Annotated in this window: 23 protein-coding genes; 15 read left to right on the top strand and 8 right to left on the bottom strand. The window is 65.6% G+C overall.

Annotation, left to right across the window (positions count from 1 at the left end; genetic code table 11):
• The first annotated feature begins 173 nt into the window (after positions 1–173).
• The 4 genes from A3E77_RS01050 to A3E77_RS01065 are packed head-to-tail and all read left to right on the top strand — an operon-like array spanning position 174 to position 4,104.
• Positions 174–1,571, top strand: a complete 1,398-nt coding sequence (locus tag A3E77_RS01050; protein WP_293643050.1) for a circularly permuted type 2 ATP-grasp protein — start codon at positions 174–176, stop codon at positions 1,569–1,571.
• A complete protein-coding gene (locus A3E77_RS01055; RefSeq protein WP_293643051.1) occupies positions 1,571–2,512 on the top strand; it encodes an alpha-E domain-containing protein in 942 nt (313 codons plus the stop codon). Before A3E77_RS01050 ends, A3E77_RS01055 begins: the two co-directional genes overlap by 1 nt.
• Positions 2,513–2,523: 11 nt before the next feature.
• Positions 2,524–3,327: a transglutaminase family protein gene (locus tag A3E77_RS01060; protein WP_293643052.1), complete on the top strand. Its 804-nt coding sequence runs from the start codon at positions 2,524–2,526 to the stop codon at positions 3,325–3,327.
• A gap of 45 nt (positions 3,328–3,372) precedes the next feature.
• A complete protein-coding gene (locus tag A3E77_RS01065; protein ID WP_293643053.1) occupies positions 3,373–4,104 on the top strand; it encodes a peptidase in 732 nt (243 codons plus the stop codon).
• Positions 4,105–4,176: 72 nt separating this feature from the next.
• On the opposite strand, the gene acs is transcribed toward A3E77_RS01065, so the two are convergent.
• Positions 4,177–6,159, bottom strand: a complete 1,983-nt coding sequence (gene acs, locus A3E77_RS01070; protein ID WP_458574395.1) for an acetate--CoA ligase — start codon at positions 6,157–6,159, stop codon at positions 4,177–4,179.
• 82 nt (positions 6,160–6,241) lie between these two features.
• Between acs and amaB the strand changes: the two genes are divergently transcribed.
• Positions 6,242–7,741, top strand: a complete 1,500-nt coding sequence (gene amaB, locus A3E77_RS01075; RefSeq protein WP_293643054.1) for an L-piperidine-6-carboxylate dehydrogenase — start codon at positions 6,242–6,244, stop codon at positions 7,739–7,741.
• Between the two features lie 105 nt (positions 7,742–7,846).
• Here amaB and A3E77_RS01080 read toward each other — a convergent pair whose 3' ends face one another.
• The 3 genes from A3E77_RS01080 to fsa all read right to left on the bottom strand — a co-directional run bounded on the left by A3E77_RS01080 (position 7,847) and on the right by fsa (position 10,994).
• Positions 7,847–9,343 carry an acetyl-CoA acetyltransferase gene (locus A3E77_RS01080; RefSeq protein ID WP_293643055.1) on the bottom strand — a complete coding sequence of 499 codons (1,497 nt, stop codon included), beginning with the start codon at positions 9,341–9,343 and terminating at the stop codon, positions 7,847–7,849.
• A gap of 19 nt (positions 9,344–9,362) precedes the next feature.
• On the bottom strand, positions 9,363–10,157 hold the full coding sequence (locus tag A3E77_RS01085) for a crotonase/enoyl-CoA hydratase family protein (protein ID WP_293643056.1): 795 nt from the start codon (positions 10,155–10,157) through the stop codon (positions 9,363–9,365).
• A 186-nt stretch (positions 10,158–10,343) separates the two neighbouring features.
• Complete coding sequence (gene fsa / locus A3E77_RS01090; protein WP_293643057.1) at positions 10,344–10,994, bottom strand: fructose-6-phosphate aldolase; 651 nt, start codon at positions 10,992–10,994, stop codon at positions 10,344–10,346.
• 168 nt (positions 10,995–11,162) lie between these two features.
• Between fsa and radA the strand changes: the two genes are divergently transcribed.
• Genes radA through A3E77_RS01110 form a run of 4 tightly spaced genes read left to right on the top strand, consistent with a single transcriptional unit; the run spans position 11,163 to position 15,400 of the window.
• A complete protein-coding gene (gene radA / locus A3E77_RS01095; RefSeq protein WP_293643058.1) occupies positions 11,163–12,524 on the top strand; it encodes a DNA repair protein RadA in 1,362 nt (453 codons plus the stop codon).
• Between the two features lie 10 nt (positions 12,525–12,534).
• Positions 12,535–13,080: a CvpA family protein gene (locus A3E77_RS01100; RefSeq protein WP_293643059.1), complete on the top strand. Its 546-nt coding sequence runs from the start codon at positions 12,535–12,537 to the stop codon at positions 13,078–13,080.
• A complete protein-coding gene (locus A3E77_RS01105; protein WP_293643060.1) occupies positions 13,077–13,505 on the top strand; it encodes an iron-sulfur cluster assembly scaffold protein in 429 nt (142 codons plus the stop codon). The genes A3E77_RS01100 and A3E77_RS01105 overlap by 4 nt, the downstream gene beginning before the upstream one ends.
• A complete protein-coding gene (locus A3E77_RS01110) occupies positions 13,502–15,400 on the top strand; it encodes a cation:proton antiporter domain-containing protein (protein WP_293643061.1) in 1,899 nt (632 codons plus the stop codon). The genes A3E77_RS01105 and A3E77_RS01110 overlap by 4 nt, the downstream gene beginning before the upstream one ends.
• Before the next feature lie 152 nt (positions 15,401–15,552).
• Here the strand turns inward: A3E77_RS01110 and aroB are convergent, their stop codons facing one another.
• Together aroB and A3E77_RS01120 are read right to left on the bottom strand one after the other, a co-directional pair.
• Complete coding sequence (aroB, locus tag A3E77_RS01115) at positions 15,553–16,647, bottom strand: 3-dehydroquinate synthase (RefSeq protein ID WP_293643062.1); 1,095 nt, start codon at positions 16,645–16,647, stop codon at positions 15,553–15,555.
• The gene (locus A3E77_RS01120; protein ID WP_293643063.1) at positions 16,635–17,198 is read right to left on the bottom strand and encodes a shikimate kinase; all 564 of its coding nucleotides are present in this window, start codon (positions 17,196–17,198) and stop codon (positions 16,635–16,637) included. The genes aroB and A3E77_RS01120 overlap by 13 nt, the downstream gene beginning before the upstream one ends.
• A gap of 186 nt (positions 17,199–17,384) precedes the next feature.
• Here A3E77_RS01120 and A3E77_RS01125 point away from each other — a divergent pair, with 186 nt between their 5' ends.
• From A3E77_RS01125 to A3E77_RS01140, 4 genes are all read left to right on the top strand, one after another.
• Complete coding sequence (locus A3E77_RS01125) at positions 17,385–19,205, top strand: hypothetical protein (protein WP_293643064.1); 1,821 nt, start codon at positions 17,385–17,387, stop codon at positions 19,203–19,205.
• Between the two features lie 23 nt (positions 19,206–19,228).
• Positions 19,229–20,140, top strand: a complete 912-nt coding sequence (locus tag A3E77_RS01130; protein WP_293643065.1) for a tyrosine recombinase — start codon at positions 19,229–19,231, stop codon at positions 20,138–20,140.
• A 9-nt stretch (positions 20,141–20,149) separates the two neighbouring features.
• Positions 20,150–21,097, top strand: a complete 948-nt coding sequence (locus tag A3E77_RS01135) for an acetyl-CoA carboxylase carboxyltransferase subunit alpha (protein WP_293643066.1) — start codon at positions 20,150–20,152, stop codon at positions 21,095–21,097.
• A 134-nt stretch (positions 21,098–21,231) separates the two neighbouring features.
• Positions 21,232–22,731, top strand: a complete 1,500-nt coding sequence (locus tag A3E77_RS01140) for a M48 family metalloprotease (RefSeq protein ID WP_458574396.1) — start codon at positions 21,232–21,234, stop codon at positions 22,729–22,731.
• A gap of 87 nt (positions 22,732–22,818) precedes the next feature.
• Here the strand turns inward: A3E77_RS01140 and A3E77_RS01145 are convergent, their stop codons facing one another.
• On the bottom strand, positions 22,819–22,980 hold the full coding sequence (locus A3E77_RS01145; RefSeq protein ID WP_293643067.1) for a Flp family type IVb pilin: 162 nt from the start codon (positions 22,978–22,980) through the stop codon (positions 22,819–22,821).
• A gap of 417 nt (positions 22,981–23,397) precedes the next feature.
• Here A3E77_RS01145 and A3E77_RS01155 point away from each other — a divergent pair, with 417 nt between their 5' ends.
• Complete coding sequence (locus A3E77_RS01155; RefSeq protein WP_293643069.1) at positions 23,398–23,793, top strand: (deoxy)nucleoside triphosphate pyrophosphohydrolase; 396 nt, start codon at positions 23,398–23,400, stop codon at positions 23,791–23,793.
• Positions 23,794–23,803: 10 nt separating this feature from the next.
• Here the strand turns inward: A3E77_RS01155 and A3E77_RS01160 are convergent, their stop codons facing one another.
• On the bottom strand, positions 23,804–24,670 hold the full coding sequence (locus A3E77_RS01160) for a class I SAM-dependent methyltransferase (RefSeq protein WP_293643070.1): 867 nt from the start codon (positions 24,668–24,670) through the stop codon (positions 23,804–23,806).
• A 24-nt stretch (positions 24,671–24,694) separates the two neighbouring features.
• Between A3E77_RS01160 and A3E77_RS01165 the strand changes: the two genes are divergently transcribed.
• The gene (locus A3E77_RS01165) at positions 24,695–25,576 is read left to right on the top strand and encodes a ComF family protein (RefSeq protein ID WP_293643071.1); all 882 of its coding nucleotides are present in this window, start codon (positions 24,695–24,697) and stop codon (positions 25,574–25,576) included.
• Positions 25,577–25,579 lie beyond the last annotated feature (3 nt).

The raw sequence follows: 25,579 nt of genomic DNA on the forward strand, positions 1-25,579 counted from the left end.
TTGCCAAGGCAGGCGGGCGCGATTAGCATCGGTTGTATAATCCCGGCGACCATGCAGTTGGCGGGCGACGCAGCAGCAGGAACTTGGAGCGCCGCGCATACCGAAATCTCGGGCGCGCGGCAAAGGACGGCATGTTGCGTGGAAAGGGCAGGCGCATTTCATTTTTCGACGAAATGACGAGCCAGGAGGGCGGGACCCGGTCGCCCTATCGAGACTATTGTGGGTGGTTCGAGGCCGAGGATGTGGCGCGCATCCAGCGCAAGGCGCAACAGGCCGAGGCGCTGTTCCGAACCACGGGAATTACCTTCAACGTCTATGGCGCCAGCGACGCGGACGAACGGCTGATCCCGTTCGATGTCGTTCCGCGGATCATCTCCGCCAGCGAGTGGCGCCGCCTGTCGCGGGGCATCGAACAGCGCGTGCGCGCCCTGAACGCCTTTCTCCACGACATTTATCACCGACAGGAAATCCTGCGCGCGGGGCGTGTGCCGACCGAATTGATCGCCGGTAACGAAGCGTTCCTGCCGATGATGATGGGGCTCGACCCGCCGGGCGGCATCTATACCCATATCAGCGGCACCGACATCGTGCGCACCGGCGCCAATGAATTTTACGTGCTGGAGGATAATGCGCGCACCCCGTCGGGCGTGTCCTATATGCTCGAGAATCGCGAGACGATGCTCCAGATGTTTCCGGAGCTGTTCGCAAAGGTTCCGGTGCGCGAGGTCAGCGACTATCCGATCAACCTGCTCAAATCGCTGGCGGCCTGCGCGCCGCCCGCGTGCGGCGGGACCCCAACCGTCGCGGTGCTGACGCCCGGCATCCATAACAGTGCCTATTATGAACACAGCTTCCTTGCCGACCATATGGGGGCCGAACTGGTCGAGGGGCACGACCTGCGCGTCGTCGACGGTCGCGTCGCGATGCGGACGACACAGGGCTATAAGGCGATTGATGTGATCTATCGCCGCGTCGACGATGATTTCCTCGACCCGCTGAACTTCCGTCCCGACTCGATGCTTGGCGTGCCGGGCATCTGGGACGTCTACCGTGCCGGCGGCATCACCATCGCCAATGCGCCGGGCACCGGCATTGCCGATGACAAGGCACTGTACAGCTACATGCCCGACATCATCGAATTTTATACCGGCGAAAAGGCGCTGCTGCCCAATGTGCCGACGTGGCGCTGTTCGGAACCCGAGCATTTGCGCGAAGTGCTCGACCGGCTGCCCGAACTGGTGGTCAAGGAAGTCCATGGGTCCGGCGGATACGGGATGCTGGTCGGCCCCGCGGCGAGCAAGAAGGAACTCGCCGCCTTTCGCGCGAAGCTGGAAGCCAATCCGGGCAATTATATCGCGCAGCCGACGCTGTCACTGTCGACGGTGCCGATCTTTACCAAAAAGGGGCTGGCGCCGCGCCATGTCGACCTTCGCCCCTTCGTGCTGATGTCGCCGCAGGGAATCACGATTACGCCCGGCGGCCTGACGCGGGTCGCGATGACCAAGGGGTCGCTGGTCGTCAATTCGAGCCAGGGCGGCGGCACCAAAGACACCTGGGTATTGGAAGACTGATGCTGGGCAAAACCGCAGGCTCGCTGTTCTGGATGGCGCGCTATCTTGAGCGCAGCGAAAATAACGCCCGCCTGATCGACGCGGGGTTCCGCATCGCGCTGACCCGGTCGAGCACGGCCGCTGCCGAATGGAAATCGGTCCTCGTGACCGCGGGGGTCAATCAGGCGTTCCAGGCGGCGCATGGCGATTACAGCTCGGCACGGGTGATCGACTTCCTGCTCCGCGACCCTGCGAACCCGTCGAGCATCCTTTCGGTGATCAAGCAGGCGCGCGACAATGCCCGCACCGCGCGCACCGCGTTGACGCGCGAGACGTGGGAAGCGGTCAACACCAGCTGGATGACGCTCGTCGCGCTGCTGAAACGCCCGGTGCGAGAGGATGACCTGCCCGACGTGCTGACGACGATCCGCCAGCAAAGCGCGCAGGTGCGCGGCGCGCTCAATGGCACGATGCTGCGCAACGACGGTTATCATTTCGCGCTGCTGGGCACCTTTCTGGAACGCGCCGACAACACCGCGCGTATCCTCGACGTCAAATATTATCTGCTGTTGCCGTCGGTCGCGCACATCGGCACCTCGATCGACAATGTGCAGTGGGAAACGATCCTGCGGTCGGTGTCGGCGCACCGCGCTTATCGCTGGCTCTATGGCGCCGAGATCAGCGCCTTGAAGATCGCCGAATTCCTGATCCTTTATCGCCAGATGCCGCGCAGCCTGACCTTTTGCAGCGAGCGGATGGAAAATCACCTGAACGAACTTCAAAGGCTGTACGGCGAAGAGATCGAGGCCCGGCGGATGGCCCATGCGTTGGTCCACGAAAAGCTCGATGCCCCGATCCAGTCAATCTTCGACGGCGGTCTGCACCAATATGTCACCGGCTTTCTGCGCGACACCGCCGCGCTCGCGCGGCAGGTCGAGCGCGACTATCGGTTTGTGGAATAGGGCGTCCGATCATGCGTTTGTTCGTCGAACATATCACCCGTTATCATTATGACGCCCCGGTGCGCTATGCGCTGCAACAACTGAAACTGACGCCGAAGGACCGCCCCGGCCAGCAGCATATCGTGAATTGGGCGATTGATATCGAGGGCGGCGCGAAGCAGCTTCACTACACCGACCATCATGGTAACGGGATCGACCTGATCGCGGTGGAAGGTGGGGCGCGCGAGCTGACGATCCGCTGTCATGGCGAGGTCGAGCTGGAAAGCTGGGACGGGGTGATCGGGGCGCATCGCGGTGCAATGCCGCTATGGACTTTCCTGCGCCCGACTGCCCTGACGCGCGCGGGACGGCATGTTCGCGCGCTGACCGCACAGCTTGGCCGCGACCATGCCAGCGACATCGAGCGGGCCCACGCGCTGTCGGCGCTGATCATCGATCGGCTGGCCTATCAGATCGGGGTGACCGATGCCGATACAAGCGCCGAGCAGGCACTCGGCGGCGAGGGCGGGGTGTGCCAGGACCATGCCCATATCTTTATCGCGGCGATGCGGCACCTTGGGCACCCGGCGCGCTATGTGTCGGGTTATCTGATGATGAACGACCGGACGCAGCAGGATGCGACGCACGCTTGGGCAGAGGCGCATTTCGATCATATCGGTTGGATCGGTTTCGACGTCAGCAACGGCCATTCACCCGACCAGCGCTATATTCGCGTTGCCACGGGGCTCGACTATCGCGACGCGGCCCCGGTTCGCGGGATGCGCTATGGCGCGGCGCAGGAAAATCTGGTTGTTCAATTGCAGGTCCAGCAATAAGCGGACCGGGCAACCAGATTATCCGGGGCGGGGAAACGGGATTCGATGACCTATTGCGTTGGCATGCGTTTGAACAAGGGGCTGGTGTTCATGTCCGACACCCGCACGAACGCGGGCGTCGACGACATCTCGCAGGTCCGCAAGATGCGCAGCTGGCATTTGCCCGGCGAACGGGTGATCACGCTGATGTCGGCGGGCAATCTTGCGACGACGCAGGCGGTGGTCAGCCTGCTCGATGAACGCACCAAGGCGCCCGAAGAACGACACCCTTCCATTCTGGCCGCGCCGTCGATGTTCGCGGTCGCGACGATCGTCGGCGAGACGCTGCGCCAGATCGTCATGCGCCACAGCGACGAAGGACCGGCGGCGGAGTCGCTGTTCCGCGCGTCGCTGATCGTCGGCGGGCAGATCAAGGGCGCCGAACCCCGGCTTTTCCTTATCTATCCCGAAGGCAATTTTATCGAGGCAGGTGAGGATAATCCCTTCTTTCAGATCGGGGAGACCAAATATGGCCGGCCGATTATCGTGCGCTCCTACGATCCCGCCATGTCGTTCGAGGATGCGGTGAAGCTGCTCTGCGTCTCATTCGATTCGACGATCCGCGCCAACGCCGGGGTCGACCTGCCGATCGACCTCAAGATTCACGAACGCGACGACTTTACCACCGTCCGCGAGCGGCGGTTCGAGCGCGGCGACCCCTATTTCGACAGCGTCGCCAACGGCTGGGCCGAGGCGCTGGGTATCGCGCTCGCAGAATTGCCGGATTTTCATTTTTAGGACGTGACGCTGACGGAATAAGCCGTGTGATCCCGCCTTCGCGAGGACACTCTGCGTTACAAGAGCGCGCCGTTATCGGTTCTTGCGTCCCTCGATCAGCCCATCGACCAGGCTGGGGTCGGCCAGCGTCGATGTGTCGCCCAGCGAGCCAAAGTCGTTCTCCGCGATCTTGCGCAGGATGCGGCGCATGATCTTGCCCGAGCGAGTCTTGGGCAGGCCGGGGGTCAGGTGGATATGATCGGGCGTGGCGATCGGGCCGATTTCGGAGCGAACCTGTTGCTTCAGCGCCGCGGCAACCTCGTCGGTCGGCTCGACCCCGGCATTCAGCGTCACATAGGCATAGATGCCCTGGCCCTTGATATCGTGGGGGAAGCCGACGACGGCGGCCTCGGCGACCAGATCGTGCAGCACCAGCGCGCTTTCGACCTCGGCGGTGCCCATGCGATGCCCCGACACGTTGATGACATCGTCGACGCGCCCGGTGATCCGCCAGTAACCCTCGCCATCGCGGCGGCAGCCGTCACCCGTGAAATATTTGCCCTTGTAGGTCGAAAAATAGGTTTCAGCGAAGCGCGCGTGATCGCCGTAGATCGTCCGCGCCTGCCCCGGCCAGCTGTGCGTGATGCATAGATTTCCCTCGGCCGCGCCGCCGGTCTGTTCGCTGACGAGCGTCTTGCCGTCGGCATCGACCAGTTCGGGGCGGATGCCGAAAAAGGGCTTGCCTGCGCTGCCCGGCTGCATGGGATGCGCGCCGGGCAGAGTGGTGATCATGATTCCGCCGGTTTCGGTCTGCCACCAGGTGTCGATGACGGGGACGCGGCCCTTGCCAACGACTTGGTGATACCAGCGCCATGCCTCCGGATTGATCGGCTCGCCGACGCTGCCGAGCAGTCGGATCGAGCCGAGATCGTGGCGCGTGACATAATCGTCGCCCTCGCGCATCAGCGCACGGATCGCGGTGGGGGCGGTGTAGAGGATGTTGACCTTGTGCTTGTCGACGACCTGCCAGAAGCGGTCGTGACCCGGATAATTGGGCACTCCCTCGAACATCAAAGTCGTCGCGCCGTTCTGAAGCGGGCCATAGACGACATAGGAGTGTCCGGTGACCCAGCCGATGTCGGCGGTGCACCAGAAAATCTCGCCAGGGCGATAGTCGAAGCCATAATAGAAGGTGCTCGCGGTCCAGACGCTGTAGCCGCCGACCGTGTGGACCACGCCCTTGGGCTTGCCCGTCGATCCCGAGGTGTAGAGGATGAAGAGCGGGTCCTCGGCATTCATCGGCTCGCACGGGCAGTCGGCGTCGACGTAGGCCGAAAGCGCATCGTACCAATGGTCGCGGCCTTCCTTCATCGCGACGTCGCCGCCGGTGTGTGCGATGACGAGCACCGCCTTCACCTCGACGCGTTCGAGCGCCTTGTCGACATTGGCCTTTAGCGGGACGGTCTTGCCGCCGCGCAACCCTTCGTCGGCGCAGATCACCCAGTCGCTGCCGCAATCCTCGATCCGGCCGTGGATCGCCTCGGGCGAGAAGCCGCCGAACACGACGCTGTGCACCGCGCCGATGCGCGCGCAGGCGAGCATCGCCACCGCGCCCTCGGGAATCATTGGCATATAGATGGTGACGCGGTCGCCCTTCTGGACGCCCATTTTCTTCAGCGTGTTTGCGAAACGGATGACGTCGGCGAGCAAGGCTGCGTAGCTGATGTGCCGCGTCTCGCCATCGGGGGCGTCGGGTTCAAAGATGATCGCGGTTCGCTCGCCATGTCCTGCCGCAACGTGCCGGTCGATCGCATTGTGGCAAAGGTTGAGGACGCCATCCTCATACCATTTGATTTCGACCGGGTCATACGACCAGCCGGCGATCTTCGTCGGTGGGCTGATCCAGTCGATCCGCTGTGCCTGTTCGGCCCAGAAAGCGTCGGGGTCGGCAATGCTCTGTGCATAGAGCCGGTCATAATCGGCGGCGCTGCAATGCGTGTTCGCCGCGGCGTCGGCCGGGTTGGCAACGAACGGTTCGGAAGCGGGCAGTTCGGACGACACAGGCGACTCTCCCAATTGGGTTTGCATTGTTAGCGCGAAGCGATAACCCGCGGGCCACAAGTTGCAAGGCGCTCACGCGCTTATGAAGGGACGTTTTATGCTTCAACTGGGCCGCGTGGCTGGTGAAATCCTCGACAGGCTAGGCGTCGAACGTGCGTCATGGACCGATGGGTCGATGCCTTCGGTCACTCCGCTGACCGGCGAACAACTGGGCATGGTGCAGGTGGCGGATGCCGCGGCGATCGACGAAACGCTGGATCAGGCCGCCGCTGCCTTCCGCGCCTGGCGTGAAGTTCCGGCGCCGCGGCGCGGCGAACTGGTGCGGCTGTGGGGCGAGGAACTGCGCGCCGCGAAGGACGATCTTGCCAAGCTGGTGACGATCGAGGCCGGCAAGATCCCGTCCGAAGGCGCAGGTGAAGTGCAGGAGATGATCGACATCTGCGATTATGCCGTCGGCCTGTCGCGTCAGCTTTACGGTCTCACCATCGCCACCGAGCGGCCGGGGCACCGGATGATGGAGGTCTGGCATCCGCTCGGCGTCGTCGGGGTGATTTCGGCGTTCAACTTTCCGGTCGCCGTGTGGGCGTGGAATGCCGCGATCGCGTTGGTATGCGGCAACAGCGTGGTGTGGAAACCATCGGAAAAGACCCCCCTTACGGCGTTGGCAACGCAGGCGATTTTCGAGCGCGCGGTGGCGCGCTTCGGCGACGCACCCGCAGGCTTGTCGCAGCTGCTGATCGGCGGGCGCGAGGCGGGCGAGGCGCTGGTCGACGACAGCCGTGTTGCCTTGGTGTCGGCGACGGGATCGACGCGCATGGGCCGCGCCGTTGCGCCGCGGCTCGCCGCGCGCTTTGCGCGGGCCATTCTGGAGCTTGGCGGCAACAATGGGGTCATCGTCACGCCATCGGCCGACCTTGACCTCGCGCTGCGCGGGGTTGCGTTCGGCGCGATGGGAACCGCCGGACAGCGTTGCACGACGACGCGGCGCCTGTTCCTGCACGATCGCGTCTATGACGGTTTCGTCGCGCAGTTGAAGGCCGCATATGCCAGCGTTGGTGTCGGCAACCCGCTGGAACACGAGGTGCTCGTCGGGCCGCTGATCGACCGCGCAGCATATGAGACGATGCAGGACGCGCTCGCCGCGGCGCGTGCGGCGGGCGGTGTCGTTCACGGCGGCGATCGCGTCGGTGAGGGCGCGAGCTTTTATGTCCGCCCCGCGCTGGTCGAGATGCCGGGACAGGTCGGGCCGGTGTCGGAAGAGACGTTCGCGCCGATCCTCTATGTCATGCGCTATACCGATCTGGACGCGGTAATCCGGTTGCACAATGACGTCGCGGCGGGGCTGTCGTCGGCGATCTTTACCACCGACATGCGCGAAGCCGAGCGGTTCCTGGTCGCAAGCGATTGCGGCATCGCCAACGTCAATCTTGGCACGAGCGGCGCCGAGATCGGCGGGGCGTTCGGCGGCGAGAAGGAAACGGGCGGCGGACGCGAGAGCGGGTCGGACGCATGGCGCCAGTATATGCGGCGCGCAACGAATACGGTGAATTATTCGGACGCGCTGCCGCTGGCGCAGGGCGTGAGTTTCGACTTGTAGTTCCCTTCCCGTTCACGGGGGGGCTAGGGGCGGGCATGTCGCGGTCCTGCACTTCGGTTTCGGAACGGGCCCTCCCCCGACCCCTCTCGCAAGCGGGAGGGGAGACTACGCTATGCGCCAGCCGAAGCCTTGGTCGAGCGCAATCACCTGCCCGGCGGAGCCGACCGGCTCCTGCTTTCCGTCAGTAAGAAACGCAAGCATCGCGGCATCGCCGACGTCCACATGGGCGAGCGTGCGCTTGCCCTCCGGCGTGAGCGCTACCACCACGCCGGCCTTCGGCGCGCCGTCGCGACCGTAAAACACGGTATAGCTTTCGATCGTCGCCGGCCCGGCATAATCCTCCACCAGTTCGGGCACCGGGCCGCGTTTGGCTTCGGCTTCGGCCTGATAATCGAAATCCTGGGGAAAGCTCGCTGCGGCGATCGGCTTGTTGCCAAGGACGATGCAATGATTGTCGGTCGCAAAACCACCATTAGCGAAGAGGAAGCCATAGCGGCCTTCGCTGCGCAGCTTGTGGACCATCGAGACGATCGCATGGCTCATGTAGTTGGCGATCGGGCCACCGCCAAAGGTCAAGCCGCCGAACACGGTCGCCGGGCGATCCCACGGCCAGCCAAGGATGCGCCGTGCCATCTTGGGAACACAGGGAAAACAGCTGTAAAGTTCGACAAAATCGAAATCTGCGGCGGTCATCGCGTTCAGTTCGAGCGTGCGGGTGATCGATGTCTCCATGCTGACGCTGCCGTCGTAGCGATCGCGGCGGAGGATGCTGGCCGGTTCCTTGGCGGCGGCACCCATGCCGACATGGATCAGGCGGTCTTCGGCAATGCCGCGACGCCACGCTTCGGCAAGGCTGGCGACGATGAAACCCGCGCCTTGGTTCACCGACGAGTTCGCGACCATCAACTTTGAATAAGGAAAGGCAATCGGCCGGTTGCGTTCGTCGATCCTCAGGATGTCGGCCGGGCTGGCGGGTTTGCGAATCCAAGCGCCGTCATTTTCTGCGGCGACCTGCGAAAAACGTGACCAGATTTCGGCGCTTTCGAATTGGGCGTCCTCCAGGCTTTCGCCCCATGCAGCGCGCGTCGCATTCTCGTAGAGCGGGTAAACATCGACAGGCGCGGCAAGGCCGTGCTTCTGTGCATAATCGGGTTCGCGCCGCGTCGCGACCTTGCGGATCGCATTATAGCTTTTGTCCTCGCCGCTCGCCGCCTTGGCGGCGCGCCCCGCGGCGGTACGCAGCGCCTCGGCGCCGACGATGGCGGCAAGCCTGACCTCGCCCGCGCCGATGCGGTTCGCCGCCTCGTTGAGCAAGCGCACCGGGGTGTCGCCATGCGGTGCGGCGGACTGATAGTTGATCGCGGGATTCGCCCCGATTGCGGCGGCGAGCGGATCGCAGAGCTTGCCGAGATGGTGGAAGCTGATCTGGTCGACGATCGCCAGGCTGTCGAGGTCGGCGAGCGGGATGCCTGCGTCTGCGGCCGCGACATTCAACGCCGCGACCATCAGTTCGAGCGAATCCAGCCCTTGGTCGGGGTCGTCGGGGCGATCGTTGACCTGCCCCACACCGATGATGACGGGAATGCGCTCGGGATCGGTCATCTTGGTCCCTTGGGCCATATCAGCGCGCTTTCCACTCGGGTTTGCGCTTTTCGGCGAAGGCGCGCGGCCCTTCGCGCGCGTCCTCGCTGCGCATCAGGGCACTGCGTTCAATGGTGTTTTGTTCCCAATAGGGCGCGTCGGCGGCGATACGTCCATCCTGAATACCAAGCGCGACGCGCTTCGACGCCTGCACCGACAGCGGCGCGTTGGCGGCAATCTTTTCGGCGAGCGCGATCGCGGCGGGAAGCAGGTCGGCGAGCGGGACGACATGATTGACGAGGCCGAACTCGGCGGCGCGCGTGGCGGGGATGGGGTCGCCGGTCAGCATATGTTCCATTGCCAGTTTGCGCGGCAGTTGCTGCGCGAGGCGGAACGCGCCGCCCGCCGCGGCGAACAGCCCGACCTTGACCTCGGGCAGCCCGAATTGCGCGTGATCGGCGGCAACGATGATGTCGCTCATCAGCGCGATTTCGCAGCCGCCGCCAAATGCGAAACCGTTGACCGCGGCGATGATCGGTTTCGAGATCGGGTGCGAAACCATTCCCGCGAAGCCCCAAGCCTGCTGCGCCGGATCGTCGGGGTAGAGGCTTTCGCCGCGCGACAGCGCGACAAGGTCGGCGCCGGCGCAAAAGCTCTTTTCGCCGGCGCCGGTGATGACGACGACGCGGATTTCGGGGTCATTCTCGGCCTCTTCCAAGGCGTGGCCGATGCCGACATGGACCGCGGCGTTGACCGCGTTGCGCGCCTCGGGCCGGTTGATCGTGACGATCAGGATATGGCCGCGTCGTTCGGTGAGGATGGTGGTGTCGGTCATCGCGAATCTCTCCCTTTCCGGGGAGTATCGCGATGACTTGACGTTTACGTCAACTGGAAAGGGTATGCAGCGATTATATCGTGTGTCCCCGCGAAGGCGGGGACCCATCTCCGGTCGGTTCAAAATGGCGCCGCCGGATGATGTGCACCCGCCTTCGCGGGTGCACATGGCTTGTTTCTGTTGGGCTCAGATCGACTGCCCGGTCTTGGCCCAATCGGCCAGGAAGCCCTCGATGCCCTTTTCGGTCAGGATATGCTTGAACAGCCCCTTGATCACCGACGGCGGCGCCGTCATCACGTCGGCGCCGATCTTCGCGGCTTCGAGGACATGGATGCCGTGGCGGACGCTGGCGACGAGGATCTCGGTCTCATAGCCATAATTGTCGTAGATCAACCGGATGTCGGAGATCAACTGCATGCCGTCGAAGCCATTGTCGTCGTGGCGACCGACGAAGGGCGAGACGAAGGTCGCGCCCGCCTTGGCAGCAAGCAGCGCCTGTGCCGCCGAGAAGCAGAGCGTGACATTGACCATCGTGCCGTCGCTGGTCAGCGCCTTGCACGTCTTCAAACCGTCGATCGTCAGCGGCACCTTGATGCAAACATTGTCGGCGATCTTGCGGAGGATTTCGGCCTCCTTCATCATCGTTTCATGGTCGAGTGCGACGACTTCGGCCGAGACCGGGCCGGTCGTGAGCGCGCAGATTTCCTTCGTTACTTCCTTGAAGTCGCGTCCCGACTTGGCGATCAGCGACGGGTTGGTGGTGACGCCGTCGAGCAGGCCCGTCGCGGCGAGTTCCTGAATGTCGGCGATTTCGGCGGTGTCGGCGAAGAATTTCATGGCGCGGGCTTCCTTGCGGGCAGGTGATTCGGGATTGGGGTCCGCCCTAGAGCAACGCGCGTCAAATATGAACCGTCACTACCCCTCTTTCGTCACGCTGGATCAAGTCAGGGTGACGAAAGAGGGAAAGGGCTGGCGTTCCATATTTGTTCGCATTATGCGAACCGCATGGGCAAAGCAAAACGTCAATATGTCTGCCAAAATTGCGGCTCGGCTACCTACCGCTGGCAAGGACAGTGCGCCGATTGCGGCGAATGGAATACATTGGTCGAGGAGGCGGGCGAGACCGTGTTTTCGGCCAAGCACGACCTGAGCAAAGGCGGGCGGACGATCGCGCTCGAAACGCTGAATGCCGAAAGCAAAATGCCCGAACGCATGCTGTGCGGGATTGCGGAGTTCGACCGCGCACTCGGTGGTGGTTTCGTCGCGGGATCGGCAACGCTGATCGGCGGCGATCCGGGGATCGGTAAATCGACGCTGTTGTTGCAGGCCGCGGGGCGACTGGCCCAGGCGGGCAAGTCGGTGGTCTATATCAGCGGCGAGGAAGCCGCGGCGCAGGTGCGATTGCGCGCGCAGCGGCTGGGGCTGGGCCATGCGCCGGTCGCGCTTGCCAGCGCGACGTCCGTGCGCGACATATTGGCGACGCTCGATCGACAGACCGCCGATTTCGTCGTGATCGATTCGATCCAGACGATGCACAGCGACCTGATCGACAGCGCACCGGGGACGGTGAGCCAGGTGCGGGCGTCGGCGCAGGAACTGATCCGCTATGCCAAGGACAGCGACGCGGCGATCGTGCTGGTCGGCCATGTGACGAAAGACGGGACGATCGCGGGGCCGCGCGTGCTCGAACATATGGTCGATACGGTGCTGGCGTTCGAGGGCGAGCGCAGCCACCAATATCGCATCCTGCGCGCGGTGAAGAACCGCTTTGGCGGGACCGACGAGATCGGGGTGTTCGCGATGGGCGAAGACGGGCTGGGCGAAGTCGCCAATCCGTCGAGCCTGTTCCTGACCGACCGCAGCCGCGACGTTCCGGGATCGGTGGTGTTTCCGGCACTCGAAGGCACCCGTCCGGTGCTCGTCGAGGTGCAGGCGCTGACCGTCCGCCTCGCAAGCGGGGCGACCCCGCGGCGCGCGGTCGTCGGCTGGGACAGCGGACGACTCGCGATGGTGCTTGCGGTGCTGGAGGCGCGCTGCGGGCTCCAGATGGGCGCCGCCGAAGTTTATCTCAACATCGCGGGTGGTTACCGCCTGACCGATCCCGCCGCCGACCTGGCGGTTGCGGCGGCGCTGATCTCGGCGTTCAGCGAGCGGCCGGTGCCCGCCGACGCGATCGTATTCGGCGAATTGTCGCTTTCGGGCGAGGTGCGGCAGGTGTCGCACGATGGGCTGCGCCTCCGCGAGGCCGCGAAGCTGGGTTTTTCGCGCGGGTGGGGGCCGGCGGGCATGAAGCCGGTCGGCGGAATCTCGGTCACCGGATTCGGCCGTCTCGGTGAACTCGTTGACCTGATGCTCGGGCGCGACTAGCGACCGGGAAATGGGAAGTCTGACCGCTCTTGATATCATTGTGCTGACCCTTGTCGGCGGCGGCGCGGTGCTCGGTTTTTCGCGCGGCCTTGTGCAAGAGGTGACGACGCTGCTCGCGTGGATTCTTGCCATTGCGGCCGTGCGCTTCTTTCACCCGCTGGTCACCGACATGCTGGCCGGCTGGGTCGGAGGAGAGGGCGGCGCGGCGATGCTCGCCTTCGTCCTGCTGTTCGGCGGCGTCTTCGCGCTCGCCAAATGGGGATCGCGCGCGATGGGGCAGCGAAGCCGCGCGTCGTTCGTCGGCGGATTTGACCGTGGGCTTGGCGCCGGGTTCGGGGCCGTGAAGGGCTTGTTGATCGCCTCGATAGGTTTCCTGCTCATCACGCTGCTTTACGACATCGGCTATGGCAACGCGCAGCGGCCCGCCTGGATGTCCGACAGCCGCACCTACCCGGCGCTCAATGCGACGAGTGCGGCGATGAGCAAGGTGATCGCCGAACGGAGGGCGCAGGCCCGTGCGGCCGAGAATGAGGCGGCCAAGGCCGACAAGCCATGAACGCGCCGCTGTATAACCGCGACATATTGGCGCTGGCGGTCGCGACCGCCGACTATCTGCCGTTCGCCGATGCGCGCCACCGGGTGAGCAAGCGCGCGCCGCTGTGCGGCAGCGCGATCATCCTGGACCTGGACACCGACGCGGCCGGCCATGTGTCGCGCGTGGGCATGCATGTCGAGGCGTGCGCGCTGGGGCAGGCCTCGGCGGCGCTGCTGGCGCGCCACGCGCCGGGGCTGGGCCTGGCGGAAATTCGCGGTGCAAGAGCGGCCATCGCCGACTGGTTCGCGGGCGCCGGTGATCTGCCCGACTGGCCGGGATTCGACCTGCTCGCCCCGGCACGCGACTATCCGGCACGCCATGGTGCGATCCTGTTGCCCTTCGACGCTGCCATCGCCGCGCTCGAAGATCAGGCGGCAGCGGCATGACGCTGCTGGCGCTGACCGCGGCGGCGTCCGAGGCCGCCGAGAAGGCGGCGGAAACCGTAACCGATACCGCGCTGATCGAAGGCGCGATCCTGCTCGGCGTCGCGACGCTGTTCGTGCTGATCTTCCGCCGGCTCGGCCTGGGCGCGGTGCTGGGTTATCTGATCGCCGGGGCGATCGTGGGGCCGCACGGGCTGGGTCTTGTCGGCGGCGGCGAGTCGAAGCTGGCGTTCGCCGAACTCGGTATCGCCTTCCTGCTTTTCCTTGTCGGGCTTGAGCTGTCGCCGGGGCGGCTGTGGCAGATGCGCCGCGCGATTTTCGGTCTGGGCATGGCACAGGTCGTTGTGACCGGGCTGATTCTGACCGGATTGATCCACCTGACGCTCGGCTTCAGCCCGGCGGCGTCGCTTGCACTCGGCCTGCCGCTCGCGCTGTCGTCGACCGCGCAGGTGCTTCCCGGCCTCAAAAGCTCGGGCCGGATCAATTCGCCCTTTGGTGAAAAGGCCTTTTCGATCCTGCTGTTCCAGGATCTCGCGATCGTCCCGATGATCACGATCGTCGCCGTCCTGTCGCGCGCGCCCGCCGACCCCTCGGCACCGCCTGGCTGGCAGATGGCCTTTTTTACCTTGTGGGCGATCGTCGTGCTGGTCCTCGCCGGACGTTTCATCGTCAATCCGCTGCTGCGGATCATCGGCCGTTATGGCGAGCGCGAACTGTTCGTCATCGTCGGCCTGCTGACCATCCTTGCCAGTGCGGCGCTGATGCACAGCCTGCACCTGTCGACGGCTCTCGGCGCTTTTATCGCGGGCGTCATGCTGGCCGATTCGCCGTATCGCCACGAGATTGAATCCGACGTCGAACCCTTTCGCCTGATCCTCCTTGGCCTCTTTTTCCTTGCCGTCGGCATGGTGCTCGACGTCGGCGCGGTGATGGAGCGCCCGTTGCTCGTCCTGGGCCTCGCGCTGGGGCTCGTTGCGGTCAAGGTGGTGGTGCTGACCCTGATCGTGCGGCTGTTCGGCAAGCCTTGGCCGGTGGCGCTGGGGCTGGGCCTGCTGCTCAGTCAGGGCGGCGAGTTCGGTTTCCTGCTGTTCGCGCAGGCGGCCGACGCGCTGCTGATCGAGCCCGAGGCGGCGAGCCTGTTCAGTGCGGTCGTGACGCTGTCGATGGTGACGACCCCGTTCCTGATGCTGTTCGCGCGCAACCTTGAATTCGCGCCGGGATCGGATGAGCCCGATCTTGACGACCCCGAAGGCGCGCCGCGCGGTTCGGCGATCGTCGTCGGCTATGGCCGCTTTGGTCAGATCGTGTCGCAGATGCTGCACGGCGTCGCCTGTTCGGTCACGCTGATCGACAAGAAGCCGAGCCAGATCGAACTGTCGAGCCGCTTCGATACCAAAGTCTATTTCGGCGACGGGCTGCGCATCGACCTGCTTCGCCGGGCGGGCGCGGAGGAAGCGCGACTGATCATCTTTTGTATCGACGATGCATCGGTCGACGCGGCGGCGCTGAAGCCGATCGTCGAGGCGTTCCCCAATGCCAAGATATTGATGCGCGTGTTCGACCGCCGCCAGCAGCTCGCATTGGACGGGTCGGGCGTCGATACGGTCGTGCGCGAAGTCTTTGAAAGTTCGGTCGCGATGGGGCTGACGGCGCTGCGCTATCTCGACGTCGACCCGAGCGAGATGGACGATGTCGAATCGACGCTGCGCCACCTTGACGATACGCGGCTTCAGGCGCAGCTCGACGAGGGCGACCTGTCGGCGGGGATGGACCATCGGTTCAAGCCGGGCGGCGGGCGCGAGGCCGACAGCGTGCTCGAAAAATACCGGCGCAAGCGGCAGGCGGCGAAAGCGGCGCGCGAAGAGAATGAGGCGATGGGGCTGACCGGTGAGGGCTAGCGGCGATCGGCGTGGCGTCCTCTTTGGGGTGGGGAGGATCTTATGTCCGCTTCCGGTCGTTTCTCGACACCCCGTCATGTCGACCTGATCGGGGAACCACCACGGCGCTGACGTCATGGACCGCCGATCAAACCCGGAGCGGCGATGGCGGCCTAGCTGTCCAGAAACGCCGCCACCGCATCGAGGCCATAATCCTCGGTCACAAAGCTCTGGCCGATACCGCGCGTCAGGATCAAGGGCAGCTTGCCGCCGCGGACCTTTTTGTCGTGCGCCATATGCGCGGCGAGCGTCGCGCCGTCGCTGTTGACGCCCGCGCTCGCGAGGCTGTGCGGCAGGTCGACGCTGGCAAGGTGGGCGCGAACCCGTTCGGCGTCGCCCACAGGACAGAGGCCGTTCGCGGCCGAGAATTGATGCGCGAGCACCATGCCCGCGGCAACCGCTTCGCCGTGGAGCAGGCGGTCCGAGTAGCCGGTTTCGGCCTCGAGCGCGTGGCCGAAGCTGTGGCCGAGGTTGAGCAGGGCGCGGATATCCTGCGTCTCGCGTTCGTCGGCGGCGACGATGCGCGCCTTTGCGGCGACGCTGTGGGCAATCGCATAGGCACGCGCCGCGCTGTCGCCCGCGAGGAGGGCTGCGCCGTTCGCCTCGCACCAGGCGAAAAAATCGGCATCGTCGATCAGGCCATATTTCACCACTTCGGCATAGCCCGCGCCGAGTTCGCGACGCGGCAGCGTAGCGAGTGTCGTCGGGTCGATGACGACGAGTGCGGGCTGGTGGAAGGCGCCGATCAGATTCTTGCCCGCGGGAACATTGATCGCGGTCTTGCCGCCGACGCTGCTGTCGACCTGGGCGAGCAGGGTGGTCGGGACCTGGATGAAATTGCAGCCGCGTTTGACGATGCTGCACGCGAACCCGACGAGGTCGCCGATCACGCCGCCGCCCAGCGCGATGACATGGTCGCCGCGCTCGACCCCTTCGCCGATCAGCCATTCGGTGAGCCGCGCGAGGCCAGCCCAGCTTTTGGTCGCCTCGCCGGGTTCCAGGACAAAGGACGAAAAGGAAACCCCCTCGTTGCCGAGCGCGACGCCGACGCGCCGCAGATAATGGTCCGCGACATGCGTGTCGGTGACGATCATCGTGCGCGGACGTTTGAGCAGCGGTGCGACGTGGCCGCCGATCGCCTCAAGCAACCCGTCGCCGATCAGGATGGGATAGCTGCGAGCCCCCAGTTCGACAGTCAGGCTTTCCATTGCGACAATGCCTCCAGGATCGCGCGCACCGTGTGGTCGTGCGGCGTGCTTGCCGAACTGACGCGCAAATGCGCTTCGGCATAGATGGGATTGCGCACCGCCGCCAGTTCGCGCAGCACCTCGCTGGGGTCGCGGTTCTTGAGCAGCGGGCGATGACTGCGGCGCCCGACGCGGTCGACCAGCGTCGCAATATCGGCATCGAGCCAGATGCAGAGGCTGCGCTGCAGGATCAGCGCGCGCGTGTCGTCGTTGATGAAGGCACCGCCGCCGGTCGCGAGCACCATCGGCTTGCCGGCAAGGAGGCGCGCGATCACCCGGCGCTCGCCGTCGCGGAAATGCCCTTCGCCGAACCGTGCGAAAATGTCGGAGATCGTCATGTCGGCGGCGCGCTCGATTTCATCGTCGGCATCGGCAAACCGCATCCCCAACCGCTGCGCGAGGCGGCGCCCGATCGTCGATTTGCCCGACCCCATCAACCCGACGAGCACGATCGACCGATCGCGGATCGACGCAGGGATAGCCGGAAGGGGGCTTTTCGGGTTTCGCGACATGGTGCGCGCGGCTATACCGACCATCCCGCGCGGGACAATGGTTTTGCGCGACGGGGGACGAACGGCGGACATGGGATTGTCCGCGCGAGATGGTTCGGGAACGGGCCGCCGGGTGACGCGATGGCCGATCGGGCCGGAGATGATTGAGGTAGACGTGACCGACAGGATGGCCGAAAGCGCGACGCAATGAAGAAGATGACGTTATCGCTCGTGCTGGGCCTGTCGGGAACCGCGATGGCCGCCGTGATCGTGCTGCCTGCGCTCGCCCAGGAATCGCTGTTGCCCGAAGGGTTCGGTGCCCCCGCCGACACGCCCGCGCCGCGGCCGTCGCCCACGCCTTCGGCCACCCCGGCACCGACGACGGGGGCGGCGCCGAAGAATGGCGCGACCCCGCCTCCCGTCGCGCCGACCCTGGGCGCCCCGACGACAGCGACCGATCCGACCGAAGCGGGCGAGGAGGCCGAGGAAGACGAAGAGGTCGCATCGGGCGGGCTGAAATATGACCTGCCGCCCGGCGCGCGCCGCCTGCTGACCCGCATCGGGCCGCTGACCCCCGAAACGGGCGGCCTTGCCCCCGACGCCTTTGGCGTGCGCGGACAATATGCGGCCGCGATCATGCGCAAGACCAGCGGTCAGCTCGCGTCGCGCTGGGGACAGATATTGCTCCGCCGTTCGCTGGCATCGGCCATCGATACGCCCGATACGATCAACGGTGCCGACCTGGCCGCCGATCGCGCGTCGTTGCTGCTCCGCATGGGCGAATCGATCACCGCGCGGCGGATCGTGCAGTCGGTCGATTATGACCGAGCCAGCCCGCGCCTGGTCGCCGCGGCGCAACAGGCCTATCTTGCCAATGCCGATCCCGCCGGCATGTGCCCCTATGTCCCCGCGGGGCTGGCGCATGGCGACGAACAGGCGTGGCGCCTGTCGGCGGCGATCTGTGCCGGCCTGTCGGGCGAAGCCGGTCCCGCGGGCTGGGCCATCGGCCGGGTCCGGTCGAGCGGCAGAATTTCCAACTTCGACATATTGCTCGCCGAACGCGTGCTCGGCGCGACCGGGGCAGGGCGCCGATCGACGACGATCGAGTGGACCGATATCGACCGGCTGACCAGCTGGCGCTTTGGCATGGCGACCGCCACCGCGATCCCGGTGCCCGAAACGCTGCGCACGTCCGCTCCCTTTTACATGAAGGGCTGGACCGTGCTCGCGCCGATGACCGACATGGCGAACCGCGTTGCTGCGGCGCCCGAGGCGGCGGCGCGCGGCGTCCTGTCGAGCGAGGCCTATGTGTCGTTGCTCAGCGCCGCGGCCAGCGAAGAGGAGCCTGCCGAAACGCTGCTGGCGCAAACCGAACAGCTTCGCGGCGCCTTTCGCCTGGCAACCGGCGCCAATCGTTATGCCGCGATGGAGAGATTGTGGAGCGCGGGCGGCACGCCGACCCAAAGCTATGCGGCGATGGTCGCGACGGCGCGCGCCGCAGCCGCGCTGCCGACGAGCACCGCCGTCGGCGACGATCCCTGGCAGCTTTTGGGATCGATGCTCGCGGCGGGTTATGACGAGAATGCGTTGGCGTGGGTGCCCACGGTTTCGGTCGGAAGCCGGGCGTGGGGCGTGCTTGCGGTCGGATCGCCGCGGCCGCTGACCGGCATGAGCGCGGGCGCGGTCGACCAGTTTGCGGGGGATGATGACAGCGCCGAAACGCTGCGCTCGAAATTCCTGCTCGCGGGGCTTGCGGGGCTGGGGCGGCTTGATGCCGAGGCCGCATCGGCCGCGGCGAGCGACCTTGGCGTCGACCTGGGCAAGCAGACCCGCTGGTCGCGCGCGATCATGGCGGCGGCCGAGCGACGCGAGCCGGGCATGGTTGCGCTGCTTGCGGCGGCAGGGATGCAGGGCGAATGGGCCAAGGTGCCGCCCTATCATCTCTATCATATCGTCCGCGCGCTTCGCGAGGTCGGCCTGGCGCCGGAAGCGCGGATGATTGCCGCCGAAGCGCTGGTGCGTGTCTGACGCCGTAATGTTTGGGCCGCGCCATGTCTGATGGCGCCCTGATCGATCGGTTTCTGGAGATGATGGCGGCCGAGCGCGGCGCGTCGCGCAACACGCTCGCCGCCTATCGCCGCGACCTTGAACAGGCGGCCGAATGGGTCAAGGGCCCGCTCGGCGATGCGGGCGTGGCGGATCTGCGCAAATTAATGGCGGATTACCAGTCGCTTGCCGCCAGCAGCGCGGCGCGAAAATTGTCGGCGCTGCGCCAGTTCTTCGCCTTTCTGGAGGATGAGGGCGAGCGCGCAGACAATCCGGCGCTCGATATCGCGCGGCCCACGACGCGGCGCCCGCTGCCGCGCATCCTGACCCACGGCGATGTCGAGCAATTGTTCCAACAGGCGGGCGAGGAGGCCGGAGGCGCGGCGCCCCCCACGGCGGCGGTGCGAATGCTGCTATTGCTCGAATTGCTCTATGGGTCGGGACTGCGCGCCAGCGAACTGGTGTCGTTGCCGCGCCGCGCCGTCGCGGGCGAACGCGAATATCTGATCGTGCGCGGCAAGGGCGACAAGGAACGGCTGGTGCCGCTGTCGGCGCGCGCGCGCGACGCGTTCGACCGCTGGTTGCCGCTTGTCGCCGATGGGTCGCCGTGGCTGTTCCCATCGGGAAAGGGGCATGTCTCGCGCGTGCGGCTGTTCCAGATGCTGCGCGAACTCGCGGCGCGCGCAGGGATCGACCCGGCCTCGGTCAGTCCGCATGTGCTTCGCCACGCATTTGCCACCCATTTGCTCGAAGGCGGGGCGGATTTGCGCGCGTTGCAACTGATGCTGGGTCATGCGGACATCGCGACGACCGAAATCTATACGCATGTCGACAGCCGCCGGCTGGTCGAGCTGGTCAACCGGCGCCACCCGCTGGCGCAGTTCGACGGCGTTGACCTCAAGCCGCCTTCGGCCTAGCGACTTCGCATGACAGCCTTTCTGGACTTCGAAAAACAGGTCGCGGCGCTCGATCGGCAGATCGCCGAACTGCGCGAAATGGGCGACGATCCGTCGCTCAACATCGACAACGATATCGCACGGCTCGAGGATAAATCCTCGAAAATGCTACGCGACATCTACAACAAGCTGACACCGTGGCAAAAGACGCAGGTGGCGCGCCATCCCGACCGCCCGCATTTCAAACATTATGTGGCGGGGCTGTTCGACGACTGGATGCCGCTCGCCGGTGATCGCAAATTCGGCGACGATCAGGCGATATTGGGCGGACTCGCACGCTTTCGCGGCCGCCGCGTGATGGTGATCGGCCACGAAAAGGGCGACGATATCCCCTCGCGCATGAAGCATAATTTCGGGATGGCGAAGCCCGAGGGCTATCGCAAGGCGATCCGCCTGATGCAGCTTGCCGACCGTTTCGGGCTGCCGGTGGTGACGCTCGTCGACACTTCGGGCGCCTTTCCCGGTATCCAGGCCGAAGAGCGCGGCCAGGCCGAAGCCATCGCGCGCTCGACCGAACAATGCCTGGCGCTCGGCGTGCCGATGGTCGCCGCGGTCGTCGGCGAGGGCGGTTCGGGCGGTGCGATCGCGCTCGCGGCAGCGAACCGCGTGCTGATGTTCGAGCATGCGGTCTATTCGGTGATTTCGCCCGAAGGCTGTGCGTCGATCCTGTGGCGCACGTCGGACAAGGCGGCCGATGCCGCGGCGGCGATGAAGATGTCGGCGCAGGACCTGCTCGGCATCAAGATCATCGACCGGATCGTGGCCGAACCCGTCGGCGGTGCGCATCGGGCGCCCGATGCCGCGATCGCGGCGCTGGGCGAAGCGATTGCCCAGGAACTGGACGCGCTTTCGGGGCTTTCGCGCGACAGCCTGCTCGCTGCGCGCGAGGAAAAATTCCTTGCGATGGGGCGCGCTTAGACCCTTTTTCGTCGGAACCCGATCGCCGGTCATGGCGTTCCCCTCCTGAAATCGGCAGCCGCATTTCGATGCCGGCTTGCCTTGACGCATGATGGGGATATCCATGACCGAAAGAGGCAAATGGGAGGCATAGGATGAGCTGGAAAACCGGAAAAACGCTGGCCGCAGCATTGGCGATGGGGGGCATCGCCGTCACCGGAGCTGCCGACGCGCAGTTGAAGGCGATCAAGACCCAGACCAATATCTCGCCCACCGAGCGCAAGCAGGGCGATGAGGCCCATCCGCAGCTGCTCCAGGAATTTGGCGGCGCTTACAGCGGTCCGCAGGCGTCCTATGTCAACCGTATCGGGCAGAATATCGCGGTCCAGTCGGGGCTGTCGCGCAGCCCGAGCGACTTTACCGTTACGCTGCTCAATTCGCCGGTGAACAACGCGTTCGCGATCCCCGGCGGTTATGTCTATGTCACGCGCCAGCTGATGGCGCTGATGAACGACGAGGCCGAACTGGCCGGCGTGCTGGGGCACGAGGTCGGCCATGTCGCGGCGCAGCACAGCAAGAAGCGCCAGTCGGCGGCGACGCGCAACCAGATACTTGGCGTACTGGGCGCGGTGCTGGGCGGAGCGATCGGGGACAATGGCGGGCTGCTCGGCGGCCTCGGCGGACTGCTTCAGAATAATTCGCTGAAGGTCGCGCAGCTGGCGACATTGGGCTTTTCGCGCAGCCAGGAATTGCAGGCCGACCAGCTTGGCGTCCAATATCTGCGCAGTGCGGGGTACGACCCGCTTGCGCTGTCGACGATGCTGGCGAGCCTCGCCAACCAGACGACGCTCGACGCGCGCCTGTCGGGCGGCGACGCGCGATCGCTGCCCGAATGGGCGAGCACGCACCCCGATCCTGCCTCGCGCGTTCGCAACGCCCAGACGCTGGCGAACCGGGTCGGCGGCCGCGGCGGCAATCGCAACGCGGCGGCTTTCCTGACCTCGGTCGATGGCGTTCTGTATGGCGACGACCCGGCGCAAGGCGTGGTCGAGGGGCGCGATTTCCTGCATCCTGACCTGCGGCTCCGCTTCACCGTCCCGAACGGTTATGGGATGCAGAACGGGTCCGACGCGGTGCTGGTCAGCGGCAACGGCGGACAGGCGCAATTTTCGACCGGGCCCTATCGCGGCGACATGAACGCCTATATCGCCGCGGCGTTCAAGGCCGTGGCAGGCAACACCCAGGTCAGCCCCGGTGCGATCCAGCGCACGACGGTGAACGGCATCCCGGCATCCTATTCGACCGCGCGCGTCAACAGCCAGTCGGGGCAGGTTGACGTCACCGTCTTTGCCTATGAATTTTCGCGAAGCAGCGCGTTCCACTTCGTCACGCTGACCAAGGCGGGCGGCGGCGGCGTGTTCAATTCGATGCTGGGCAGCGTCCGGCGATTGAGCACGGCCGAGGCGGCGGCGATCAAGCCGCGGCGCATCGATGTCGTAACCGTCGGCCGCGGCGACACGATGGCGAGCCTGGCGCGACGGATGGCCTATAGCAATTATCAGGCCGAACGTTTCCAGGTGCTCAATCGCCTGACGGCGTCCAGCCGGCTGACGCCGGGACAGAAGGTCAAGATCGTGGTCTATGCCAGCCGTTGACGGCGTAGCGGATACGAAAAAGGGCGGTGGATCGCTCCACCGCCCTTCCGTTTTTGCTCACGCCCGAAGGCGCGGTAGCAGCAACGATTAGTCCAGCTCAGCCGAAACCGAGTTGAAGGTGTTGCTGACGCCGTTACCAACGGCACCCATCGCGGTGATGCCGGCGACGGCGATCAGAGCGGCGATCAGGCCGTATTCGATGGCGGTCGCGGCTTTGGTGTCGCGGACGAACTTTTTGATGAACTTCATGACTGGTCTCCTGATTTCACTTACCCTGTTGACGGTCTGGTCTGGGTCAACAATCGGTGGTTTAAGGCGAATAGGTTTTGAAAATCTTAATGGACGCCGCGGTTTGCTGGTCCGCTGGCCGTCCTGAAAAGGGACAGCCGCCGCGGCGTTACATATGTGTTTCGGCTGCGGAAGACGCCTTGTTCCACATATTGTTCGTGGCGTTGGCGACATTGCCAATCGCGACGACGGCCGCCAAGAATATGAGCGCCAAGATCAGCCCATATTCGACGGCTGTGGCGGCCCTGGTCGACCGCATCAGCCTGTAAAAGCTTCGCATTGTTCCACCCCTGACTAAAATTATAGTTCCCGAGGGTCGTTTTATTCGCATAGGAAGGTTAACAATTTGTCCGTCTCCGCCCCAGAAAACCGCCAAAAATGCCGCTGATCGTCGCCGCTGCGGCGCTGGTCGATCGCGACGGGCGACTGCTTGTCCAGCAGCGCCCCGAAGGCCTGTCGATGGCCGGGCTGTGGGAATTTCCGGGCGGCAAGCTCGAACCCGGCGAAACGCCCGAAGCGGCGCTGATCCGCGAACTGGACGAGGAACTGGCGATCGACGTCGACCATGCCTGCCTCGCGCCCGCCTGTTTTGCCAGCGAAGCATTGGGCGACAAACATTTGCTGTTGCTGCTGTATGTGTGCCGGAAATGGCGCGGGACGCCGGTGGCGCGGCACGCCAGCGCGCTGCGCTGGGTGCGCCCGGTCGAATTGCACGGGCTTGCCATGCCGCCCGCCGACACGCCGTTGATCGGCTTGCTTGAGGCGCTGATCTAGGATTCCGACGCTAAGGGTCCCGACCCTGGTCTTTCGGTTTCAGCGCGTCGGCCAGCGAGGCGGTGCCGCTGCCGCGCCGCGCGGGTTGCGGCTGATCGGGATGCGGCGCCCAGCCGCTGAAATGGACGATCCGGAACGCCTCGCCGATACGGCCATCGGGATCGGCGTGCGCGGCGAAGGCGGCGGCGATGCGCGCGGCCTCTTCGCGCGTCAACGGCGGCGGCGCGGGGGCGAGGCGGCTCGACAGGCCGGCGGCGCGCAGGTCGCGAACCAGCCCGAACCAGTCGCCATAACGCACCGTCAGCGCCTCGACATCGACGACCGGCAGCGTGAAACCGACACGCTGGAGCAAATTCCCCGTCGCCGCGAGGTCGATCTGGGGATGCAGCCGCGCGATCGAGCGCACGCCTTCGGCCATCACCGCCCGGCGCAGCCGCGGCAGGCTGCCGTCGCCAACGAACGCCCCGAGCAGCAGCCCGTCGGGCGCGAGCAGCGCACGAAGACGGACGAGCGCGCCCGGCACGTCGTTGACGCTGTCGAGCCCGCCGGGCCACAGGATCAGGTCAAAGCTGGCGAAGGGCAGGTCGACCGCATCGGCCTCCACCGCAATCGCCCGGGTTTGCGCGGCAAGGCGCGGTGCGGCTTCGACGATGGTGAGTTCGGTGCCGATCGCGCGCAAATGCTGGACCAGCGCCGCATCATGCGCGCCGATCAGCAAGGTGCGGCGAAATTCCCGCGTCACCATCGCCAGCCGGTCGAGCAGCGTTTCGGCGATGATCGGCGCCAGAAAATTGGCCGATGCGGGCAGCCGCGCCATGCGGTCGCGCTGGGCGCGATGGCGGCCGCCGGAAAAAAGCGGGCGAGGAGATTGCGACATGCGCTGCTTGTGCCGTCCCCGGCGATGCTACACAAGTCGATGATGGCGAGTGCGACGGGGGATGTCGAAACAGACGGGGCGGTGGCCGGGAAACTGGCGCGCGGGCTGCGCGCGGCGGCGCGGGCGATTGTCGATTATGCGCTGCCCCCGCGCTGCCCCGGCTGCGGCGTCATCGTCGGCGAGGACCGCCAGTTTTGCCTCGATTGCTGGTCGTCGCTCGATTTTCTTGACGGACCAAGCTGTTCGCGCTGTTCGATCCCGCTGCCGACCGCCTTGCCGGGCGGCCCGATCGCCTGCGGCGCGTGCCTTGCCAGTCCCCCGCCGTTCGAGGGCGCGCCGGCCGCCGTTGCCTATGGCCGCGTGGCGCGGACCGTGGCGCTGCGGCTCAAATATGGGCGGCGGACGGGCCATGCGCGGCTGATGGCGCGGTTGATGGCCCGGCAGCTCGCGGCGCTGGGCGACGCCGACGCAATCCTGCTGGTGCCCGTGCCGTTGCACCGCTGGCGGCTGTGGTCGCGCGGGTTCAACCAGGCGGCGCTGGTTGTGGACGAACTGGCGCGGTTGACCGGCGCGGCGCGCGACCACCACCTGCTGTTGCGCGTCAAGGCCACGGCATCCCTGCGCGGCAAGGCGCGGCGCGAGCGCGAGCGAATCGTCACCGGGGCGTTTGCGCTGACCCCCGATGCCAAGGCGCGCGCCGCCGGACGCCACGTCGTGCTGGTAGACGATGTGCACGCCAGCGGAGCCACGCTGCGCGCGGCGGCGCGGACGCTTCGCCGCAGCGGCGCTTCCCGCGTGTCCGCGCTTGCCTGGGCCAGGGTCGTCCCCGATGCGCTGATGACCAGCAACATATTTGACTTTGCTTCGTTGGATTCCGATATGACGGGTCAAGAGATGACAGGATAGCCG

The sequence above is a fragment of the Sphingopyxis sp. RIFCSPHIGHO2_12_FULL_65_19 genome, assembly GCF_001830555.1.
In the GTDB taxonomy this organism is placed as follows: domain Bacteria; phylum Pseudomonadota; class Alphaproteobacteria; order Sphingomonadales; family Sphingomonadaceae; genus Sphingopyxis.

What these genes read in the sequence shown, in the direction of transcription:
- A3E77_RS01125 (WP_293643064.1), top strand. Translation starts at nt 17,385, where the DNA reads ATGAAGAAGATGACGTTATCGCTCGTGCTGGGCCTGTCGGGAACCGCG.
- A3E77_RS01160 (WP_293643070.1), bottom strand. Translation starts at nt 24,670, where the DNA reads ATGTCGCAATCTCCTCGCCCGCTTTTTTCCGGCGGCCGCCATCGCGCC.
- A3E77_RS01065 (WP_293643053.1), top strand. Translation starts at nt 3,373, where the DNA reads ATGACCTATTGCGTTGGCATGCGTTTGAACAAGGGGCTGGTGTTCATG.
- A3E77_RS01105 (WP_293643060.1), top strand. Translation starts at nt 13,077, where the DNA reads ATGAACGCGCCGCTGTATAACCGCGACATATTGGCGCTGGCGGTCGCG.
- A3E77_RS01080 (WP_293643055.1), bottom strand. Translation starts at nt 9,343, where the DNA reads ATGACCGATCCCGAGCGCATTCCCGTCATCATCGGTGTGGGGCAGGTC.
- A3E77_RS01145 (WP_293643067.1), bottom strand. Translation starts at nt 22,980, where the DNA reads ATGAAGTTCATCAAAAAGTTCGTCCGCGACACCAAAGCCGCGACCGCC.
- A3E77_RS01050 (WP_293643050.1), top strand. Translation starts at nt 174, where the DNA reads ATGACGAGCCAGGAGGGCGGGACCCGGTCGCCCTATCGAGACTATTGT.
- A3E77_RS01135 (WP_293643066.1), top strand. Translation starts at nt 20,150, where the DNA reads ATGACAGCCTTTCTGGACTTCGAAAAACAGGTCGCGGCGCTCGATCGG.
- A3E77_RS01085 (WP_293643056.1), bottom strand. Translation starts at nt 10,157, where the DNA reads ATGACCGACACCACCATCCTCACCGAACGACGCGGCCATATCCTGATC.
- A3E77_RS01140 (WP_458574396.1), top strand. Translation starts at nt 21,232, where the DNA reads ATGAGCTGGAAAACCGGAAAAACGCTGGCCGCAGCATTGGCGATGGGG.
- A3E77_RS01060 (WP_293643052.1), top strand. Translation starts at nt 2,524, where the DNA reads ATGCGTTTGTTCGTCGAACATATCACCCGTTATCATTATGACGCCCCG.
- A3E77_RS01110 (WP_293643061.1), top strand. Translation starts at nt 13,502, where the DNA reads ATGACGCTGCTGGCGCTGACCGCGGCGGCGTCCGAGGCCGCCGAGAAG.
- A3E77_RS01100 (WP_293643059.1), top strand. Translation starts at nt 12,535, where the DNA reads ATGGGAAGTCTGACCGCTCTTGATATCATTGTGCTGACCCTTGTCGGC.
- amaB (WP_293643054.1), top strand. Translation starts at nt 6,242, where the DNA reads ATGCTTCAACTGGGCCGCGTGGCTGGTGAAATCCTCGACAGGCTAGGC.
- radA (WP_293643058.1), top strand. Translation starts at nt 11,163, where the DNA reads ATGGGCAAAGCAAAACGTCAATATGTCTGCCAAAATTGCGGCTCGGCT.
- fsa (WP_293643057.1), bottom strand. Translation starts at nt 10,994, where the DNA reads ATGAAATTCTTCGCCGACACCGCCGAAATCGCCGACATTCAGGAACTC.
- A3E77_RS01155 (WP_293643069.1), top strand. Translation starts at nt 23,398, where the DNA reads ATGCCGCTGATCGTCGCCGCTGCGGCGCTGGTCGATCGCGACGGGCGA.
- A3E77_RS01120 (WP_293643063.1), bottom strand. Translation starts at nt 17,198, where the DNA reads ATGTCGCGAAACCCGAAAAGCCCCCTTCCGGCTATCCCTGCGTCGATC.
- aroB (WP_293643062.1), bottom strand. Translation starts at nt 16,647, where the DNA reads ATGGAAAGCCTGACTGTCGAACTGGGGGCTCGCAGCTATCCCATCCTG.
- A3E77_RS01055 (WP_293643051.1), top strand. Translation starts at nt 1,571, where the DNA reads ATGCTGGGCAAAACCGCAGGCTCGCTGTTCTGGATGGCGCGCTATCTT.
- A3E77_RS01130 (WP_293643065.1), top strand. Translation starts at nt 19,229, where the DNA reads ATGTCTGATGGCGCCCTGATCGATCGGTTTCTGGAGATGATGGCGGCC.
- A3E77_RS01165 (WP_293643071.1), top strand. Translation starts at nt 24,695, where the DNA reads ATGCTACACAAGTCGATGATGGCGAGTGCGACGGGGGATGTCGAAACA.